Here is a 17,200-nt window from a genome sequence, read left to right as displayed (position 1 = left end):
CAGCCCGGAAAACACCACACTCACAAGCTCGTTGACATCACGCACACCATGCCAACGACGCCCGTCACCCTTCGTTACCACCGATTACGGGACAGAGCCAGAACACGGATGGACTCCCGGAGGGCCGTCATGGTCGGTGGGCCACGGAAGCGGGCAGCACCGACCGGCCCGGGGCGGCGTCCGGAGACGGACGGCCCGGGCGGGCTCGGGAAGTGGCCGGCCGCCCGCTCAGCGAGCGGGAGGCGGCAGGACGCCGCGATGCATGCCCGCCACTGTACGGGAGGACGCGACGGCCGGGCGGCCGGGGTGGTCGGGGTGGGCGGGGCGATCGGGTTGGTCGGGAGGGCCGGGAGGTTCGCCTCGGTGGGCGGCCGCGGGGGCGGGGCTCAGGCCGGGTAGGCGTGGGTCTGGGTGGCCTTGACGGCGGCCCAGACGCGGGTGCCGGGGGTGAGGTCGAGGTCGGCGGCGGCGGTGGGGGTGAGGTCGGCGGCGAGGGGGAGGGGGCCGGTGAGGTCGACGCGGAAGCGGTCGCCGTGCAGGTCGAGTCCGGCGACGGTGCAGGGGAAGAGGTTGCGGGCGCTGGTCTCGGGGCGGTGGCGGTGCAGGGTGACCGCGTCGGGCGGGAAGGCGACGAAGGCGGGGCCGGTGAGGTCCTCGTCGGTGGCGAGGACCTGGCCCTCGGGGAGGGTGACGCGGCGGCCGTCGGCGGTGCCCTGGTAGAGGTTGAGGCCGACCAGCCGGGCGATGTAGTCGGTGCGCGGGTGCCGGGCGACCTCGGCGGGGCGGCCGCTCTGGACGACCCGGCCGCCCTCGATGACGACGAGGCGGTCGGCGAGCACCATGGCGTCCAGCGGGTCGTGCGTGACGAGCACCGCGACGGCCTCGAACTCGGCGAGGTGGCGCCGCAGTTCGGCCCGGACGTCGAGCCGGGTGCGGGCGTCCAGCGCGGCCAGCGGCTCGTCCAGCAGCAGCAGGCGGGGGCGGACGGCCAGGGCGCGGGCCAGGGCGACGCGCTGGGCCTGGCCGCCGGAGAGCTTCGCGGGGCGGCGTCCGGCGTGCTCGGCCAGGCCCATCCGCTCCAGCCAGGGCAGGGCCCCGGCCCGGGCGGCGGACCGGCGCAGGCCGCGGGTGCGCAGGCCGAAGGCGACGTTGTCGAGCGCGGACAGGTGCGGGAAGAGCAGGTAGTCCTGGAAGACCACGCCGATCGGCCGCTGCTCGGCGGGCCGGAACAGGCCGTCGGCGGGGGAGTCCAGCGGTGCGCCGTCCAGGTGCAGGTGCCCGTCGGTGAGCGGCAGCAGCCCGGCCAGGGCGCGCAGCGCGGTGGACTTGCCCGCGCCGTTCGGGCCGAGCAGGGCGAGCACCTCGCCGGGCTCGGCGGCCAGCGGGACGTCCAGGGTGAACGTGCCGCGGGTGATCCGGAGTTCGGCGTCCAGGGCGGGGCGGGCGGCCGACGGAGCGGCGGTCGGGGCGGCTTCGGGAGGTTTCACGGGGTCGACATCCAGCGGTCGCGCAGTCCGGCGAGGACCGCGACGGAGACGGTGAGCAGGACGAGGCTGAGCGCGATCGCCGCCTCCGGGTCGGACTCCATGGCGAGGTAGACGGCCAGCGGCATGGTCTGGGTGCGGCCGGGGAAGTTCCCGGCGAAGGTGATGGTCGCGCCGAACTCGCCCAGCGCCCGGGCCCAGGCCAGCACCGCGCCCGCCCCGATGCCGGGGGCGACCAGCGGCAGGGTGACCCGGCGGAACGCGGTCAGCCGGGAGGCGCCCAGGGTGGCGGCGGCCTCCTCGTAGCGCGGGTCGGCGGCGCGCAGCGCGCCCTCCACGCTGATCACCAGGAAGGGCATCGCGACGAAGGCCTCGGCGATCACCACGCCGGTGGTGGTGAAGGGGAGGGTGATGCCGGTCCAGGCGTCCAGCCAGCGGCCCAGGACGCCGTTGCGGCCGAGCACCAGCAGCAGCGCCACGCCGCCGACCACCGGGGGCAGCACCAGCGGCAGGGTGACCAGGGCGCGCACCAGGCGCCGTCCGGGGAACTCGGTGCGGGCCAGCAGCCAGGCCAGCGGCACGCCCAGGACGAGTGCGACGCCGGTGGCCAGGGTCGCCGAGAGGAGGGAGAGCTTGAGCGCCTGCCACACCTCGGGCTCAGTCAGCAGTTCGGGCAGCGAGCTCCACGGGGCGCGGACCAGCAGCCCCAGCAGCGGCAGGACCAGGAAGGCGAGGCCGAGCAGCGCGGGCAGCAGCAGCGCGGCCGGGACCCGCCCGGCCCCCCGGGGCCGCCGCCGGCCCCGGGGGTGTGGTGCGGTGGTGGTGCGGGGGGCGTCCGGGCCCGTCACGGCGCCTGGAAGCCGGCGTCGGTGAACACCCGGCGGGCGTCCGCGGAGCCGAGGTAGCCGAGGAACGCGGCCGCGCCGTTGGCGTTGGACGCCTTGCCGAGGGAGACGACCTGGTAGTCGTTGACGGCCTGCGCGGCCTCGGGGAAGTTCACGCCCTCGATCTTGCCGGAGTCGGCCTTCACATCGGTCCGGTACACCAGCGACGCGTCGACCTCGCCCAGTTCGACCTTGGTCAGGGCGCCCTTGACGTCCTGCTCGTAGGTGGCGGGGGTGAGCTCCACCCCGGCCGCCCCGAGCGCGGTGACGGCGGCGGTGCCGCACGGCACCTCCTTGGCGCACAGCGCGGTCTTGACGCCCTTGAGGTCCTTCAGGCCGGCGATGTGCTTCGGGTTGCCCTTGGCGACGGCGATCTCCAGGGTGTTGCGGACGAACACCGTCGGGTCGCCGCCGCTCAGCTCGGCGTCGGTGACGGTCTTCATGGTGGCCGGGCTGGCCGCGGCGAACACGTCGGCCGGGGCGCCGGAGACGATGCTCCGGGCGAGCGTGGAGGAGCCGCCGAAGTTGAAGGTCACCGTGGTGCCCGGGTAGGCGGCCTCGAAGCGCTTGCCCAGCTCGGTGAAGGACTCCTTCAGCGAGGCCGCGGCGAACACCGTCACGGTGCCCTTGACCTCGGGCCGGGCCGGGGCCGGGTTGATCGAGGCGCCCCCGCCGCCGGAGCCGGTGCACGCGGTCAGGCCGGCCGCGAGGGCGAGGACGGCGGAGGCGGCGAGGAGTCGTCTGACGCTGCGCATGGATGGTTTCCCCTGGTCGTGTGGGCGTGGCGGGCGAGGACGTGAGGGTGTGATCAGGTGATCATAGTGCCGCAGCTGCGGGGCTCAAGACTGCTGTCTCATCGCACAAGCGACCTTAAGACGAACTTAAGGGTTGCATGTGCAATGCCTCAAGGGCGTCGCGGGCGGGACGGCCAGCACCCTCGCACTCCACCGCCCGCCGGGGGATACTGACGCGGTTTCAGCGAACCTCTCCCACACGGAGGTTCGCCCGCCAACGGAGGGGACCCCTTGACCGCCACCCGCGTGCCCGGCCCGCCCGGCCTGCCGCTGATCGGCTCGCTGCTCGACCTCAAGCGCGACGCGCTCGCCACCTACCTCGCCGCCCACCGCGACCACGGCGACGTGGTCCGCATCCAGGCCGGGCCGCCCGGCCTGCGCGCCGAGATCTGGATGGTCTTCTCGCCCGAGGCCGTCCAGCAGGTGCTCGCCACCGACGCCGCCGGCTTCCGCAAGGACAACGTCTTCTACGGCGAGATCCGGGAGAGCTTCGGCAACGGCCTGCTCACCTCCCAGGACGCCGACTACCTGCGCCAGCGCCGCCTCGTCCAGCCGCTGTTCACCCGCAAGCGGGTCGACCGGTACGCCGACGCGATCGGCGCCGAGAGCGAGGCGCTCGCCGCCCGCTGGGCCGCCGCCCCCGACGCCACCGTCGACCTCGCCGGGGAGATGAGCCGCTTCGCGCTGCGCACCGTCTCCCGGATCCTGTTCGGCCAGGACGTCGAGGAGGCCGTCGAGACCGTCCACCACGCCTTCCCGGTCCTCAACAACTTCGTCCGCGACCGCGCCTTCTCCCCGCTGCGCCTGCCCCGCCAGTGGCCGCTGCCCGGCCACCGCAAGGCGCTCGCCGCCGAACGCACCCTGTACGAGGTCTGCGACGCCATCATCGCCCGCCGCGCCGCCCAGGGGGAGACCGGCTCCGACGACCTGCTCGGCCTGCTCGCCGACGCCCGCGGCGAGGACGGCGAGCAGCTCGACGCCACCGAACTGCGCGAACAGGTGCTGATCTTCCTGCTGGCCGGCCACGAGACCACCGCCACCTCGCTGACCTTCGCCCTCCACCTGCTCGGCAAGCACCCCGAGCAGCAGGCCCTCGCCCACCGCGAGGTCGCCGACCTGCTCGCCGACGGCCGCCGCCCCACCGCCGCCGACTACGCCGAACTCCCGTACCTGACAAGGGTGCTGAAGGAAGCCATGCGGCTCTACCCGGCCGCGCCCGCGGTCGGCCGGCGCGCCGTCGCGGACACCGTGATCGGCGGCGTGCCGGTCCCGGCGGGCGCGGACGTCCTGGTCGCCCCCTACGTCACCCACCGCCACCCCGACCACTGGGAGGACCCCGAGCGCTTCGACCCCGACCGCTTCACCCCCGAGCGCGAGGCCGCCCGCCACCGCTACGCCTGGTTCCCGTTCGGCGGCGGCCCGCGGGCCTGCATCGGCCAGCACTTCTCGATGCTGGAGTCGGTGCTCGCGCTGGCCGTCCTGCTCCGTGCGTTCGAGGTTACCGCGGTCGACACCGACGTCCCGCTGAGCCAGGGCATCACCCTGGAGCTCGGCGGCCCGGTCCGGGTCCGCCTCACCCCGCGCGGCTAGGCCCGCCCCGCGCCGCGCCGCCGGGAACGCCGAACGGCCCGCCACCGGCGGGCCGTTCGCGTGCAGTTGCCGTCGGCGCAGTTGCCGTCGGTTCAGTTGTCGTCGATCCGAACCAGGCAGAGGCTGTACGAGCTGCTGCCCTTCTCCACCCAGTACGTGGCCTCGGCGGTGGGGAACGCCGCGCAGGCGTCCTTCGCGGAGGAGTCCACCCGGCCCAGCACCTTGTACTGGGCGTCGGAGCCGCCGCAGTCGACGACCTTCAGGTCCGGCGAGAAGTCGCTCCCGCTCTTGTGGACGCAGTCGCCCGCCGACGCGAAGTCCGGGTCCTGCTTGACGCTGTAGACGATCGCGCCCACGGCCACCACGGGGACCAGCAGGCCGAGGATCGCCGGGCGCAGGTACAGCGGGCGGCCCACGGGCAGCGGCGTGCCGGGGGCGCCCGGGGCGGGCGGCGCGAGCTTGCGCAGCTTGGACCAGGCCACCAGGTTCATCAGCATGGTGAACGGGTTGATCAGCGCGGAGGCCAGGCCCCACCAGCCCTGCCACAGGCTGTTGGCCGTCATCCGCCGGACGGTCGCCGTCCCGCAGTCCCGGCAGAACGGGCCGGGCAGGCGCAGGAACCTCATCATCACCAGGAAGCCCTGGTGGCCGCGGACCGTGACGTCCACGGCGGGCACCGACCCGCAGAAGCGGCAGTGCGGCCGGGTCGGGTCCGCCAGGTACGGGGCGCCCGCCGGGTACGGGGACTCGGCCCCCGGGTGCGGCGCGAAGGCCGCGGCGGGGTCGGTCTGCTGGGGCGGGACGGGTATGGACACGCTGTTCCTCAGGGGAGTGGTTCGGCCGGGAAGCAGGCGGAGGTTATCGAGTCCGACCGACAGCGCGCAGTGCTTTTTCGGAGCGGGTCCCCGCGGAAGTGCCGGGACGGGCACACGTCGTCGGACCATTCGAGCACACAACCCCCACAGTGCGAGGTGCTTTTCACATCTTCTGGTGACCATTCATCAACCCTGGGTAGCGTCCACGGTCCCTGGAACACAAGAGCTTGGGCGAGCGGCGGACGCCCCTCGCAGGAGGCACCCCGATGGGATCGATGGACCACTTCAGCTTCGGTTGGCTCACACCGGCGCTCTCCTACGCGATGGCCTGCGTCGGCGCGGCCCTCGGCCTGCGCTGCACGCTGCGGGCGCTGTCCGCCACCGGCGCCTCCCGGCGCAACTGGCTGCTCACCGCGGCCGCCGCGATCGGCTCCGGGATCTGGACGATGCACTTCGTCGCGATGTTCGGCTTCACCGTCGACGGCAGCGACCTGCGCTACGACGTCCCGCTGACCGTCCTCAGCCTGCTGGTCGCGATCGCCGTCGTCGGCCTCGGCGTCTTCGTGGTCGGCTACGGGCGGCACCGCGGCCGCAGCCTGCTGCTGGGCGGGCTGACCACCGGCGTCGGCGTCGCCGCGATGCACTACCTCGGGATGTCCGCCGTCCGCATCCACGGCGAACTGCGCTACCAGGTCGGCACGGTGGCGCTGTCCGTGCTGATCGCGGTCGGCGCCGCCACCGCCGCGCTCTGGGCCGCCGTCACGATCCGCAACGTGTACGCGGCGGCCGCGGCCGCGCTGGTCATGGGCATCGCCGTCAGCTGCATGCACTACACCGGCATGGCCGCCGTCCACGTCCACATGGAACCCGCCCGCACCGGCCTCGGCGGCGCCACCCCGATGCAGTTCGTCTTCCCGCTCGCCGTCGGGCTCGGCTCCTTCCTCTTCCTCACCTCCGCGTTCGTCGCGCTCTCCCCGACCGCGCAGGAACGCGCCGCCTACCGCGAGGCGGGCGAACTCACCGTCGAGGACCTCGGCCGCGCCGCCTGAGGCCGTCCCGCCCGCGCCGCCTCCCCGTACGCCAGCCGTCCCCGCCCGCGCCGCCGCCCCCGTACGCCAGCCGTCCCCGTCCGGGCCCTCCCGCACGCCCGCCGCCGCCCCGACGACCCGTAGCCCGAAAGGCCGCCACACCCATGCGCGCAAGCCGAGGCACCTCCCGCAGCGGACCGCCCGCCCCCAGCACGCCGCGCGGACCGGCCCGCACCCGGCCCGGTGCGCCCCGGCGCGGGGCCCACGCCGGGCCGCCCGCCGACGAGACGCCGATCGTGCTGCCCGCGCCCGCCCGGGTCGGCCTGCGGCCCCGCACCGTCCGGGCCCGGATCGTGGCCGTGCTGATGGTGCCGGTGGTGTCGGTGATGGCGCTGTGGGCGTTCGCCACCGTCACCGCCGCCGAGGACGTCTGGGACCTGCTGCGGATCAAGCAGGTCGACGCCGTCCTGCGCACCCCGCTCGACCGCACCGTCACCGCCCTCCAGGCCGAACGCGCCGCCGCCGGACAGCTGCTCGCCGCCCCCGGCGCCGACCAGGAGGCCGCGCTGCGCACCGCCGCCCAGGAGACCGACCGGGCCGCCGCCCCGCTCACCCTCGCCCCCGGTTACAACCGGGCCGACGCCGAAGGGCTCGGCACCGAGGCCGCCGGACGCCTCGACACCCTCGCCCGCGCCGTCGCCGCCCTCCCCGCGCTGCGCGGCCGGCTGCTCGACGGCAGCATCCCCTGGAACGACGCCTACCTCGTCTACACCGCCGCCGTCGACGACGCCCTCGCCACCTCCGGCTCGCTCACCGCCCTCCAGGACCACCGGGTCGCCGCGGACGCCCGCGTGCTGCTGGAGTTCGCCCGCTCCCGCGAGCAACTCGCCCGCGAGGACGCCCTGTTGCGCGCCGCCCAGCGCAGCGGCCGGCTCACCGAGGCGCAGTACCGGCAGATCGTCCAGGCCGGGTACGCCCGCGCCCAGTTCGAGCAGACCGCCGTCCCCGACCTGCGCCCCGCCGACCGGGCCGCGCTCGCCGCCTTCACCGGCGGCCCCCAGTACCAGGAACTGCGCCGCTACGAGGAGCAGTTGGCCAACGTCTCGGACCCGGCCACCGCCCTGCACGCCATCCCCGACACCCGCTGGGCCGTCGTCGCCGACGCCGTCGCGCACGCCCTCGCCGACGTCGAACGGCAGGCCGGCGCGGACGCCGCGGAACGCTCCGACCCGTACGCCCTGGGCCTGTTCAGCACCTCCGGCGCCACCGTGCTGCTCGGCCTGGTCGCCGTCCTCGCCTCGCTGCTGATCTCGGTCCAGATCGGCCGCGGCCTGGTCGCCGAACTGCACGCCCTGCGCAACTCCGCCCTGGAACTCGCCGGACGCAAACTCCCCGCCACCATGCGCCGGTTGCGCGCCGGGGAGGAGGTCGACGTGGACGCCGAGGTGCCCCCGCGGGACCACGGCGGCGACGAGATCGGCCAGGTCCACCACGCCCTGGACAGCGTCCAGCGGGCCGCCGTCACCGCCGCCGTCGAACGCGCCGAGGTGCTCTCCGGCGTCTCCGGCGTCTTCGTCAACCTTGCCCGCCGCAGCCAGGTCCTGGTGCACCGCCAACTCACCCTGCTGGACGCGATGGAGCGCCGCACCGAGGACCCGGCCGAACTCGACGACCTGTTCAAGCTCGACCACCTCACCACCCGGATGCGCCGCCACGCCGAGGGCCTGATCATCCTCTCCGGCGCCGCCCCCGGCCGCGCCTGGCGCAAGCCCGTCCCGCTCACCGACGTGGTCCGGGCCGCCGTCGCCGAGGTCGAGGAGTACGCCCGGGTCGACGTCCACCGCCTCCCGTACGCCGCCGTCACCGGCCCCGCCGTCGCCGACCTCACCCACCTGGTCGCCGAACTCGTCGAGAACGCCACCGGGTTCTCGCCCCCGCACACCAAGGTCCAGATCCGCGGCGAGGCGGTCGGCAACGGCTACGCCCTGGAGATCGAGGACCGCGGCCTCGGCATGGGCCCCGAGGCGCTCGCCGACGCCAACCGGCGGATCGACGCCAGCGAACAGGTCGACCTCTTCGACAGCGACCGCCTCGGCCTGTTCGTGGTCAGCCGCCTCGCCAAGCGCCACGGCGTCAAGGTCGCCCTGCGGCCCTCCGCGTACGGCGGCACCACCGCGATCGTGCTGCTGCCCACCGACCTGCTCGACCCGCGCGAGGCCGAACCCCGGCCGGACGAACGGGAGTTGGCCATGGTGCCGGAACTCCCGCCGACGGCCCGGCCGTTGGCGCAGACACCCGCCCCCGCGCCCGCACCCGCTTCCGCTCCGCTCCCGGCCCCCCGCCCCGCTGCGCCGGTGACGTCCGCGCCGCCCGCGCCGCCCGCGCCGCCCGCGCTGCCCGTGCAGGCGCTGCTCTCGCTGGCCGTGCCCGCCGAGCAGGAGGACGAACTCCCGCGCCGGGTGCGGCAGGCCAGCCTCGCCCCGCAGCTGCGCGAAGCCCCCGAACCGCCCCGCCCCGGGCTGCGCCCCGCCGGACCCGCCGACCGCGACCCCGAGCAGGCCCGCTCCGCGATGACCGCCTTCCAGCGCGGCTGGCAGCGCGGCCGCGGCACCGACCCGTACGGCCGTGACGCGGACCCGTACGGCCGCGGCACCGACCCGTACGAGCACGGCACCGACAACCCCCACGACAGAGGAGACCGCGCCCGATGATCGGAACCACCCGCCAGAGCGGCGAACTCAACTGGCTCCTCGACGAGTTGGTCACCCGGACCGCCCGGGTCAGGTTCACCGTCATGCTCTCCGCCGACGGCCTCCCGATGGGCAACTCCACCGGCCTCGGCCGCGAGGACGCCGAACACCTGGCCGCCGTGGCCTCCGGCTTCCACAGCCTCGCCAAGGGCGCCGGACGCCACTTCGACGGCGGCGAAGTGCGGCAGACCATGGTCGAGTTGGAGCGCGGCTACCTGTTCGTGGCGGCCGCCGGACAGGGCTCCTGCCTGGCCGTCTTCGCCGAACCCGACGCCGACCTCGGTCTGGTCGCCTACGAGATGGCCCGCCTGGTCCGCCGGGTCGGCGAACACCTGCACGCCGCCCCGCGCGGCTACTAGAACGGACCGAGGACCCAGGAGAGGAAGGGGAGTTCGTGATGGCCTACCCGCCCCGGGAGTACCTGCCCGGCACCCCGTTCGGCTACCCGCCGCCGCCCGACCGCCCCGTCCAGTGGTACGACGAGGACGCCGGGCCGATGGTCCGCCCCTACGCCCTCACCAAGGGCCGCACCCGCCCCGGCCAGCCCTTCGACCTGATCGCGCTGGTCGTCACCGACATCCCCGACCCGACCGTGCTGCCGGTCGGCCCCGAGCAGGTCGCCATCCTGGAGATCTGCCGGGGCAACGCCCTGTCCGTCGCCGAGATCGCCGCCGACCTCGACCTGCCGCTCGGCGTGGTCCGGGTCCTGCTCGGCGACCTGCTCGACGGCGAGCACATCCGGGTCAGCCGTCCCGTCCCGCCCGCCCTCCTCCCGCACGAACACATCCTCCAGGAGGTCATCCATGGGCTTCGCGCCCTCTGACAGCACCGACCTCGCCCTGAAGATCCTGGTCGCCGGGGGCTTCGGCGTCGGCAAGACCACCCTGGTCGGGGCCGTCAGCGAGATCAAACCCCTGCGCACCGAGGAGCAGTTGACCGCCGCCGGGGCCCAGGTCGACGACCTCGGCGGCGTCGAGCGCAAGACCACCACCACCGTCGCCATGGACTTCGGCCGGATCACCATCCGCGAGGGCCTGTCCGTCTACCTGTTCGGCACCCCCGGCCAGGACCGCTTCTGGTTCCTCTGGGACGAACTCGCCCAGGGCGCGCTCGGCGCCGTCGTCCTCGCCGACACCCGCCGCCTCACCGACTGCTTCCCCGCCGTCGACTTCTTCGAGCACCGCGGCATCCCGTTCGTGGTCGCCGTCAACCGCTTCGAGGGCAGCCGCTCCTTCCGGCCCGCGGACGTCTCACGGGCGTTGGACCTGGACCAGGCGACCCCCGTGGTGCTCTGCGACGCCCGCGAACGCGCCTCCGGCAAGGACGTCCTGATCAGCCTGGTCGAACACGCCGGCAAGGTGCACGCGGCCCGGGTGCTGGCCCAGGCCCGCAGCTGAGGCCCGGACCCGCAGCCGAGGCCCGGACCCGCAGCCGAGGCCCGGCGGTTCCCCGTCCGTGCGGCCCCCGCCCGTGCGGCCCCCGCCCCGGTGCGGGGGCCGCACGGAGCCCCGTCCCGGCGGGGAGGGAATCCGGGTGCCCGGCCCGTACGGCAGCCCTTACCATGGCGGACGTGTTCCCCACCCGCGACTAGGACCCCGCACCGCGACCGCCCGCCACACCCGGCGCCGCGGTCGCTCCGGCGTCCCCGTCCACCGGCGCAGCGCGCGCCGTCCCCGTTGAGGAACCCCCTTCCGTCATGTCCACGTCCTACCTTGCCGTGCTGCGCACCCCCGGTGCCGCCCGGCTGGTCCCCGCCGCCCTGCTCGGCCGCCTCTCCTACGGCACCCTCCCGCTCTCCCTGCTGCTCGCCGTCGCCGACACCACCGGCTCGTACGCCCGGGCGGGCTGGCTGACGGCCGTCTTCTCCGCGGTCAGCGTCCTGCTCTTCCCGGCCCGCGCCGGACTGGTCGACCGGCACGGCCCGCGCCGGACCCTGCCCCCCATGGCCGTCGGCTACGCGGCCGCCCTGCTCGCCCTGACCGCCGCCACCTGGCACCCCGGCACGCCGTACGGGCCGCTGCTGCTGCTCGCCACCGCCGCGGGCGCCCTCGCCCCGCCGCTGGGACCGGTCACCCGCGCCCAGTGGAGCATCCTCGCCACCGACCCCGAACTGCGCCGCCGCGCCTACAGCCTGGACACCGTCGCCGAGGAACTCCTCTACGTCACCGGCCCGCTGCTGGCGGGCCTGCTCGCCGCCACCGGCCGCCCCGCCCTCGGCATCCTGCTCAGCGCGGCCCTCGCCCTCACCGGCACCCTGGCCCTAGCGGCCGTCGCCACCCCCGTCCCCGCCGCCGCCCCGGCCGCCGACGGCGCCGCCCCGCCCCGCTCCGGCACCCGCCACCTGCTCGGCCGGGCCCGCCAACCCCTCTCCGCCGCCGCGGGCGCGGGCGCGGGCCTCGCCGCGTTCTCGCTGCTCGCGGCCGTCTTCGCCGCCCGGCACGGCCGGCCCGCGGACGTCGCCTGGGTCGAGGCCGCACTCGCCGCGGGCAGCGCGACCGGCGGGCTCGTCCTCGGCGCCACCGACTGGCGGGCCCCCGCCGCCACCCGCCTCACCGTCCTGACCGCCGCCCTCGCCGCCGCCCTCGCCCTGGCCGCCCTCGCCCCCACCCTCCCGGCGCTGGCCGCGGTCGCCGCCCTCACCGGCCTCACCGTCGCCCCCACCCTCACCACCGCCTACCTCCTCACCGACGAACTCGCCGCCCCCGCCGAACGCACCCGCGCCGGAGCCTGGGTCAACACCTCCTTCAACGCGGGCAGTTCCACCGCCACCGCCCTCACCGGCACCCTCCTCGCCCACCTCCCCCTCCCCGTCTGCCTCCTCCTCGCCGCCACCCCGCCCCTCGCGGCGCTCGCCGGCCGAAGGCCCCTCCAGCGGCCCGGGGAACGGCGGGCCCGGGGCTGCTGACGGTGCACAGCCGTGGCGTGCCATCGGCTTCGGGTTCCGTCCAGGCGCGCAGCAGCCCGGACCTCCGGCGGGCTCCGGCCGTGAGCAGCTCGGACCCGCCGTTCCCCGAGCCCCTGGACTGCACTGCCCGCCCGTCGATGAGTTCCGGCCGCGGGAGTCGTCCAACCCGGTATGACACGGATCAAGGTCAACGGAACCACCCTGGGCATCGAGTCCTTCGGCGACGAGCGCGCCCCGCTGGTCCTGCTCGCGGGCGGGACGACGATGCTCTCCTGGCCCGACGGGCTGTGCGAGCGCCTCGCCGCCGGGGGGCGCCGCGTGGTGCGCTACGACCTGCGCGACAGCGGGGAGTCGGAGACGGTCGACCCGCAGGCGCCCGCGTACACCCTGCGGAGCCTCGCCGCGGACGCGGCGGCCCTCGTCGACGCGCTCGGCGGGGGCCCCGCGCACCTCGCGGGGATCGGGGTCGGCGGGATGGTCGCGCAGGTCGCGGTGCTCGACCACCCGGGCGCGTTCTCGGCGCTCACCCTGGTCGGCACCCGTCCGGTCGCCCCCGGCCCGGTCGACGCGGACCTGCCGGAGCACGACCCGGCGACGATGCGGCGGCTGTTCGCGCGTCCGGTGCCCGACTGGGCGGACCGCGCGGCGGTCGCCGGGTTCGCCGCCGCCGGGGCGGAGGTCCTCGGCAACGACCCGGCCGCCGCCCGTGCCACCGCCGCCCGGATCTGGGACCGCACGCCCGGCACCGCGGCCCCCGTCCACCTGGCCAACCAGATCGGCCTGGTGTTCTCCCGGCTCGACTGCACGCCCCGCTGGCGCGGGCGCCTGCCCGAGGTGGCCGTCCCCGCGCTGGTCGTGCACGGCGCCCGCGACCCGTTCTTCCCCGTCGGCAACGGCGAGGCGCTCGCCCGGGAGATCCCGGGCGCCCGGCTGCTCGTCCTGCCGGAGGCGTCGACGGCGCTGCCCGCGGCGGCGGTCGGCGAGGTCGCCGGGGCGATGCTCAGCCTCTCCTGAGCGGGCCCCGCGCCGGGGCCCTGCGCAGCAGCCGTTCCGCGACGGCCAGGTTGACGATCCAGGACGCCCAGGCGCCGGAGGTGTAGACGACGGAGGCGGGCAGGCCGGCGGGGGTGAGGAGGAACAGCCAGAGGCGGAAGGTCACGGCGGTGAACATCAGGGCGTAGGAGCGGAGCATCCACCGGCGGTGGGCGGCGAGGCGGCCGCGGCGGGCGTGCTGGACGCCGAGGGCGGTGGTGGTGAGGGTGAGGACGTCGAGGAGGGCGAAGCCGAGCGGCGAGAACGGCGGGTAGAGGCCGTGCGGGGCGATGAGCAGGCCGCCGACGCCCAGCGCGGCGGCGGCCAGCACGTAGGCGCGGCCGGTCCAGCGGTGCAGGGCGGGGCGGCGGGCGCGCAGGCCGGGGAGGAACTGGAGCGGGCCGAGGGAGAGGGCGAGCACGCCGCCGCCGACGTGCAGCAGGAGCGGGGCGAGGTGGGCGAGGTAGACGGTGCGCTGGTCCGCGAGGAAGGTGTCGGGGTCGAGGGTGAAGTAGCGGGCGGAGACGGCGGCGACGAGCAGCGCGAGGGTGGCGACGGCGATCCGCCCGGCCCGTTGCAGGGCGCCGGACTTCGGTGCGGCGGTGGGGAGTTCGGTCGCGGCGGGACGGTGCGGTGTCATGGCCGGGACGCTACGGAGGGGCGTTGACCTGCGGCGTCCCCCCGGCGGGGTCCTCGCCCGTACCCCAGCTGGGGTACGACCCGGACGGGCCCCGGAGGTTCGCGGACGCCGGGGCCGGGGGTCGGCGCGGTCGGGTAGGTTCTCCCCGGCCACCGGGGCCGGACGCCCCCGTTCCCGCGATCAGCCCCCCGCGATCAGCCCCCGCCCCCCGCCAGCACCGAGGACGCCGCACGATGCCGCCCACCGCCGCCAGCAGACTCCGACTCCCCACCCTCGCCCGGGTGTCGGGCCTCGTCCCCGCCCCGCTCGCGGACGCCGCGCCCGCCGCGGTGCTGTGCGCCGCGATGCTGGTCGAGCGCTTCGGGGCGGCGGCCCGGATCGGCGGCCGGATGCCGCTCGCGCTGGCCCTGACCGTGCTGCTCACCGCCGCGGCGGCGGCCCGCCGCCGGGCCCCGCTGGCGGCGTACCTGCTGGCGACGCTGGCGCTGACGGTCGAGGCGCAGGCCGTCGCGCCGAGTCCGATCTCCCCGTACGCGAACCTGCTGGGGGCGTACGCGGCGGGCCGGTACGGGGGCCGGGGGCGGGCCCGGTGGGGGCCGCCGCTGGTGGTGGCCGGGGTGGTGGGGTACTTCGCCGGGCAGGACGTCGAGGTGGTGATGCCGGTGGGCGTGCTGGCGGTGTGGCTGGCGGTGTGGGCGTTCGGCTGGGCGGGCGCGTACCGGCTGGCCGAGCAGGCCGCCGAACGGCGGCGCGCCCGGGCCGAGTTGCTCGCGGAGGAGCGCAACCGGATCGCCCGCGAGGTGCACGACCTGGTCGGGCACTCGCTGAACCTGGTGCTGGTGCAGGCCGGTGCGGCCCGCCGCCTGATCGACCGCACCCCGGAGCGCAGCCGCGACCTGCTGGTGGAGATCGAACGGACCGGGACGGAGGCGCTCGGCGAACTCGACCGCGTCCTGGGCCTGTTGCGCGGCACCGCACCCCGACTCCCGGACGGCGCACCGGACGCCGAGCCGGGCATCACCGAACTCCCGCGGCTGACCGAGCGGATGGCGCAGGCCGGGCTGGCCGTCGCGCTGCACCGCGACACCCCGCCGCTGCCCCCCGAGCAGGACCGCTGCGCGTACCGGGTCGTCCAGGAGGCACTGACCAACGCGCTGCGGCACTCCGGCGCCGGGCACGCCACCGTCCGGATCGTCGGGCGGGCCGACGGCACCCTGGTCGAGGTCGCCGACGACGGCTCCGGCCCGCCGCCCGGCCACCGCCCCGGCCGCGGCCTGACCGGCATCGCCGAGCGGGCCGCCCGCCTGAACGGCACCGCCCAGCACGGGCTCGGGCCGAACGGCGGCTTCCTGGTCCGGGTCGTCCTCCCCACCGGGGAGGAGCGGTGAGCGCCCCCGCTCCCGTCCGGGTGCTGATCGCCGACGACGACCCGCTGCTGCGCGCCGGGCTCGCCGTGGTGCTGGAGACCGCGGACCGGATCGAGGTGGTCGGCCAGGCCGGGGACGGGCTGCGGGCCGTCGAACTGGCCCGCGCACTGCGGCCCGACGTGGTGCTGATGGACGTCCGGATGCCCGGCTGCGACGGCGTCGAGGCCACCCGCCGACTGGCCGGGTCGCCGAGCCGGGTGCTGGTGCTGACCACCTTCCACCACGACGCGTACGTGTGGGGCGCGCTGCGCGCCGGGGCGGCCGGGTTCCTGCTGAAGCGGGCCTCGCCGGAGCGGCTGATCGACGCCGTGCACGCCGTCGCCGCCGGGGAGGCCGTCCTCGACCCGGCCGTCACCCGCGACCTGCTCGGCCACCTGCTGGCCGCCCCCGCCCCGGGGCCCGCCCCCGCTCCGGGGTCCGCCCCCGCTCCGGGGCCCGCCGCGGCCGACCCGGGCCCGCTGGCGGCGCTCACCGTCCGCGAGCGCGAGGTGCTGCGGCTGGCCGCCGAGGGCCACCCCAACGAGGAGATCGCCGCGCTGCTGCACCTCGCCGAGTCCACCGTGAAGACGCACGTCAAGCGGATCCTCGGCAAGCTCGGCGCGCGCGACCGCTCGCAGGCGGTGGCCGCCGCCTACCGGCACGGGCTGATGGGGCCGCAGCCCGGCCGCCCGTTCGGGCCGGGCGTTCCGTGACACTCCGTCACTGACGGGGTGCCAGGGCAACGCGCCGGTACGGTCGTACATTGAGCGGATGATCGTGGAGAACGGGCCGGGGCCCGCGCGGCCGCTGCGCTACGGGTGGGGCCCGTCCGGGCGGCGGCTCGCCGAACAGGGCCGGTGGGACGAACTGCTCCAGCGCTTCCGGCTGGCCAGGGCCCTCGGCGACCCGCTGTCCGGACCGCTCGGCCACCTCGTCGCGTACGGCGCGCCCGCCGTCCTCGCCGCCCGGCTCTTCGACCCCGACGGCGGCCCGGGCGCCCCCGCCACCGCCGCCGACCACGACGCCGGACCGCTCTGGGAGGTCCTGGCCACCCGCCACCCCCGCCCCGTCCTCGACGCCCTCGCGCTGCCCCCCGCGATCCACCGCCTCGCCGCCCACACCCGCGCCCTGCTCGGCGAGGACCCCGGCGACGGCGCACCCGACCGGGGCGGCGTGCCGTACCGGCTGCAGCCCTGGGAGGACGGCGGCTGGGAGCGCGACACCCGGGTCCGCGAGTACCTGCCCGGCGGTGGCGCCCGCCGCGCCCTGCACCTCGCCCCGCCCACCCGCGAAGGCCTCGCCGTCCTCGAACTCCCCAACCCCGGCGGTCGGTTGACCGGGATCGCGGCCACCCGCACCCTCGCCGACCTCTCCGACTGGACCACCGCGGTGTGCGTGCGCGGCCGCGCCGCCGACGCCGTCGCCCAACTCGCCGCGGGCCCCGAAGTCACCGGCGGCCACCTCCCGTTCGCCGCCCTCTACCCCGCCCTGGTCCACCTCGCCTCCGCCCGCCCCGACCGCGGAGCCGCCCAGGGCCGCCTCGCCGTCTGGCAGTTGCTCGCCGCGATCGACGGCACCCCCGCCCCCGACCGCGCCGCCGCCGACGCCCTGGTCGCCCGCCTGCGCTGCCTCACCTGGACCGAACCCGCCGACGACCTCCGCCACCTCCACCTCGCCCTGGAGGACCCGGCCACCGGCCTCGCCTGGGCCCTCTCCGGGACGACCCCCGAACCGGCCTGAGAGGGCTCGCGGGGGTTCGGGGAACGGCGAGTCCGTGCTGCTGACGACCGGGGCCCGTCGAAGGTTCGTGCTGCTGCGTGTCTTCGGGGGAACCGGAAGCCGATGCGCGCAACGGCAGTGAACCCCGCGCAG

At 76.3% G+C, this 17,200-nt stretch carries 16 protein-coding genes; 11 read left to right on the top strand and 5 right to left on the bottom strand.

Features of this window, described 5'->3' with window-relative positions:
- Positions 1-386: 386 nt before the first annotated feature.
- From OO57_RS23660 to modA, 3 genes are read right to left on the bottom strand one after another with little or no spacing between them, the layout of a single operon-like run.
- Positions 387-1,487 (bottom strand): ABC transporter ATP-binding protein, encoded by a 1,101-nt coding sequence (locus tag OO57_RS23660; protein WP_033254620.1) that lies wholly within the window; start codon positions 1,485-1,487, stop codon positions 387-389.
- Positions 1,484-2,332: an ABC transporter permease gene (locus tag OO57_RS23655; RefSeq protein ID WP_051778151.1), complete on the bottom strand. Its 849-nt coding sequence runs from the start codon at positions 2,330-2,332 to the stop codon at positions 1,484-1,486. The genes OO57_RS23660 and OO57_RS23655 overlap by 4 nt, the downstream gene beginning before the upstream one ends.
- Entirely contained in the window at positions 2,329-3,123 is a 795-nt protein-coding gene (gene modA / locus OO57_RS23650) for a molybdate ABC transporter substrate-binding protein (protein WP_033254619.1), read from the bottom strand. The genes OO57_RS23655 and modA overlap by 4 nt, the downstream gene beginning before the upstream one ends.
- Before the next feature lie 270 nt (positions 3,124-3,393).
- Between modA and OO57_RS23645 the strand changes: the two genes are divergently transcribed.
- The gene (locus OO57_RS23645) at positions 3,394-4,752 is read left to right on the top strand and encodes a cytochrome P450 (RefSeq protein WP_033254618.1); all 1,359 of its coding nucleotides are present in this window, start codon (positions 3,394-3,396) and stop codon (positions 4,750-4,752) included.
- Between the two features lie 92 nt (positions 4,753-4,844).
- On the opposite strand, the gene OO57_RS23640 is transcribed toward OO57_RS23645, so the two are convergent.
- On the bottom strand, positions 4,845-5,567 hold the full coding sequence (locus tag OO57_RS23640) for an LppU/SCO3897 family protein (protein WP_051778150.1): 723 nt from the start codon (positions 5,565-5,567) through the stop codon (positions 4,845-4,847).
- A 266-nt stretch (positions 5,568-5,833) separates the two neighbouring features.
- On the opposite strand from OO57_RS23640, the gene OO57_RS23635 reads away from it, so the two are divergent.
- From OO57_RS23635 to OO57_RS23605, 7 genes are all read left to right on the top strand, one after another.
- A complete protein-coding gene (locus OO57_RS23635; RefSeq protein ID WP_033254617.1) occupies positions 5,834-6,616 on the top strand; it encodes an MHYT domain-containing protein in 783 nt (260 codons plus the stop codon).
- Between the two features lie 143 nt (positions 6,617-6,759).
- Complete coding sequence (locus tag OO57_RS23630) at positions 6,760-9,306, top strand: nitrate- and nitrite sensing domain-containing protein (protein ID WP_051778149.1); 2,547 nt, start codon at positions 6,760-6,762, stop codon at positions 9,304-9,306.
- Entirely contained in the window at positions 9,303-9,704 is a 402-nt protein-coding gene (locus OO57_RS23625) for a roadblock/LC7 domain-containing protein (protein WP_033254616.1), read from the top strand. The genes OO57_RS23630 and OO57_RS23625 overlap by 4 nt, the downstream gene beginning before the upstream one ends.
- Positions 9,705-9,742: 38 nt before the next feature.
- Entirely contained in the window at positions 9,743-10,168 is a 426-nt protein-coding gene (locus OO57_RS23620) for a DUF742 domain-containing protein (RefSeq protein WP_051778148.1), read from the top strand.
- Complete coding sequence (locus OO57_RS23615) at positions 10,149-10,742, top strand: GTP-binding protein (protein ID WP_033254615.1); 594 nt, start codon at positions 10,149-10,151, stop codon at positions 10,740-10,742. The genes OO57_RS23620 and OO57_RS23615 overlap by 20 nt, the downstream gene beginning before the upstream one ends.
- A 299-nt stretch (positions 10,743-11,041) precedes the next feature.
- The gene (locus OO57_RS23610; RefSeq protein WP_033254614.1) at positions 11,042-12,250 is read left to right on the top strand and encodes an MFS transporter; all 1,209 of its coding nucleotides are present in this window, start codon (positions 11,042-11,044) and stop codon (positions 12,248-12,250) included.
- Between the two features lie 171 nt (positions 12,251-12,421).
- Positions 12,422-13,264: an alpha/beta fold hydrolase gene (locus tag OO57_RS23605; RefSeq protein WP_033254613.1), complete on the top strand. Its 843-nt coding sequence runs from the start codon at positions 12,422-12,424 to the stop codon at positions 13,262-13,264.
- Here the strand turns inward: OO57_RS23605 and OO57_RS23600 are convergent.
- Positions 13,251-13,922: a DUF2306 domain-containing protein gene (locus tag OO57_RS23600; RefSeq protein ID WP_051778147.1), complete on the bottom strand. Its 672-nt coding sequence runs from the start codon at positions 13,920-13,922 to the stop codon at positions 13,251-13,253. The genes OO57_RS23605 and OO57_RS23600 overlap by 14 nt on opposite strands.
- Positions 13,923-14,155: 233 nt before the next feature.
- On the opposite strand from OO57_RS23600, the gene OO57_RS23595 reads away from it, so the two are divergent.
- The 3 genes from OO57_RS23595 to OO57_RS23585 are packed head-to-tail and all read left to right on the top strand — an operon-like array spanning position 14,156 to position 17,068.
- Entirely contained in the window at positions 14,156-15,310 is a 1,155-nt protein-coding gene (locus OO57_RS23595; protein WP_051778146.1) for a sensor histidine kinase, read from the top strand.
- A complete protein-coding gene (locus tag OO57_RS23590) occupies positions 15,307-16,041 on the top strand; it encodes a response regulator (RefSeq protein ID WP_033254612.1) in 735 nt (244 codons plus the stop codon). The genes OO57_RS23595 and OO57_RS23590 overlap by 4 nt, the downstream gene beginning before the upstream one ends.
- Before the next feature lie 58 nt (positions 16,042-16,099).
- Complete coding sequence (locus OO57_RS23585; protein WP_033254611.1) at positions 16,100-17,068, top strand: hypothetical protein; 969 nt, start codon at positions 16,100-16,102, stop codon at positions 17,066-17,068.
- Positions 17,069-17,200: the final 132 nt, after the last annotated feature.

This window comes from Kitasatospora phosalacinea (assembly GCF_000717185.1).
GTDB lineage: Bacteria > Actinomycetota > Actinomycetes > Streptomycetales > Streptomycetaceae > Kitasatospora > Kitasatospora phosalacinea_A.
The sequence above is the reverse complement of the archived record's forward strand: the minus strand, read 5'-3'. Positions and strand labels throughout refer to the sequence as shown.

Bases quoted from the DNA above. Each gene is read 5' to 3' on its own strand.
- modA (WP_033254619.1), bottom strand. From the start codon at position 3,123: ATGCGCAGCGTCAGACGACTCCTCGCCGCCTCCGCCGTCCTCGCCCTC.
- OO57_RS23595 (WP_051778146.1), top strand. From the start codon at position 14,156: ATGCCGCCCACCGCCGCCAGCAGACTCCGACTCCCCACCCTCGCCCGG.
- OO57_RS23620 (WP_051778148.1), top strand. From the start codon at position 9,743: ATGGCCTACCCGCCCCGGGAGTACCTGCCCGGCACCCCGTTCGGCTAC.
- OO57_RS23615 (WP_033254615.1), top strand. From the start codon at position 10,149: ATGGGCTTCGCGCCCTCTGACAGCACCGACCTCGCCCTGAAGATCCTG.
- OO57_RS23585 (WP_033254611.1), top strand. From the start codon at position 16,100: ATGATCGTGGAGAACGGGCCGGGGCCCGCGCGGCCGCTGCGCTACGGG.
- OO57_RS23630 (WP_051778149.1), top strand. From the start codon at position 6,760: ATGCGCGCAAGCCGAGGCACCTCCCGCAGCGGACCGCCCGCCCCCAGC.
- OO57_RS23625 (WP_033254616.1), top strand. From the start codon at position 9,303: ATGATCGGAACCACCCGCCAGAGCGGCGAACTCAACTGGCTCCTCGAC.
- OO57_RS23635 (WP_033254617.1), top strand. From the start codon at position 5,834: ATGGGATCGATGGACCACTTCAGCTTCGGTTGGCTCACACCGGCGCTC.
- OO57_RS23610 (WP_033254614.1), top strand. From the start codon at position 11,042: ATGTCCACGTCCTACCTTGCCGTGCTGCGCACCCCCGGTGCCGCCCGG.
- OO57_RS23605 (WP_033254613.1), top strand. From the start codon at position 12,422: ATGACACGGATCAAGGTCAACGGAACCACCCTGGGCATCGAGTCCTTC.
- OO57_RS23600 (WP_051778147.1), bottom strand. From the start codon at position 13,922: ATGACACCGCACCGTCCCGCCGCGACCGAACTCCCCACCGCCGCACCG.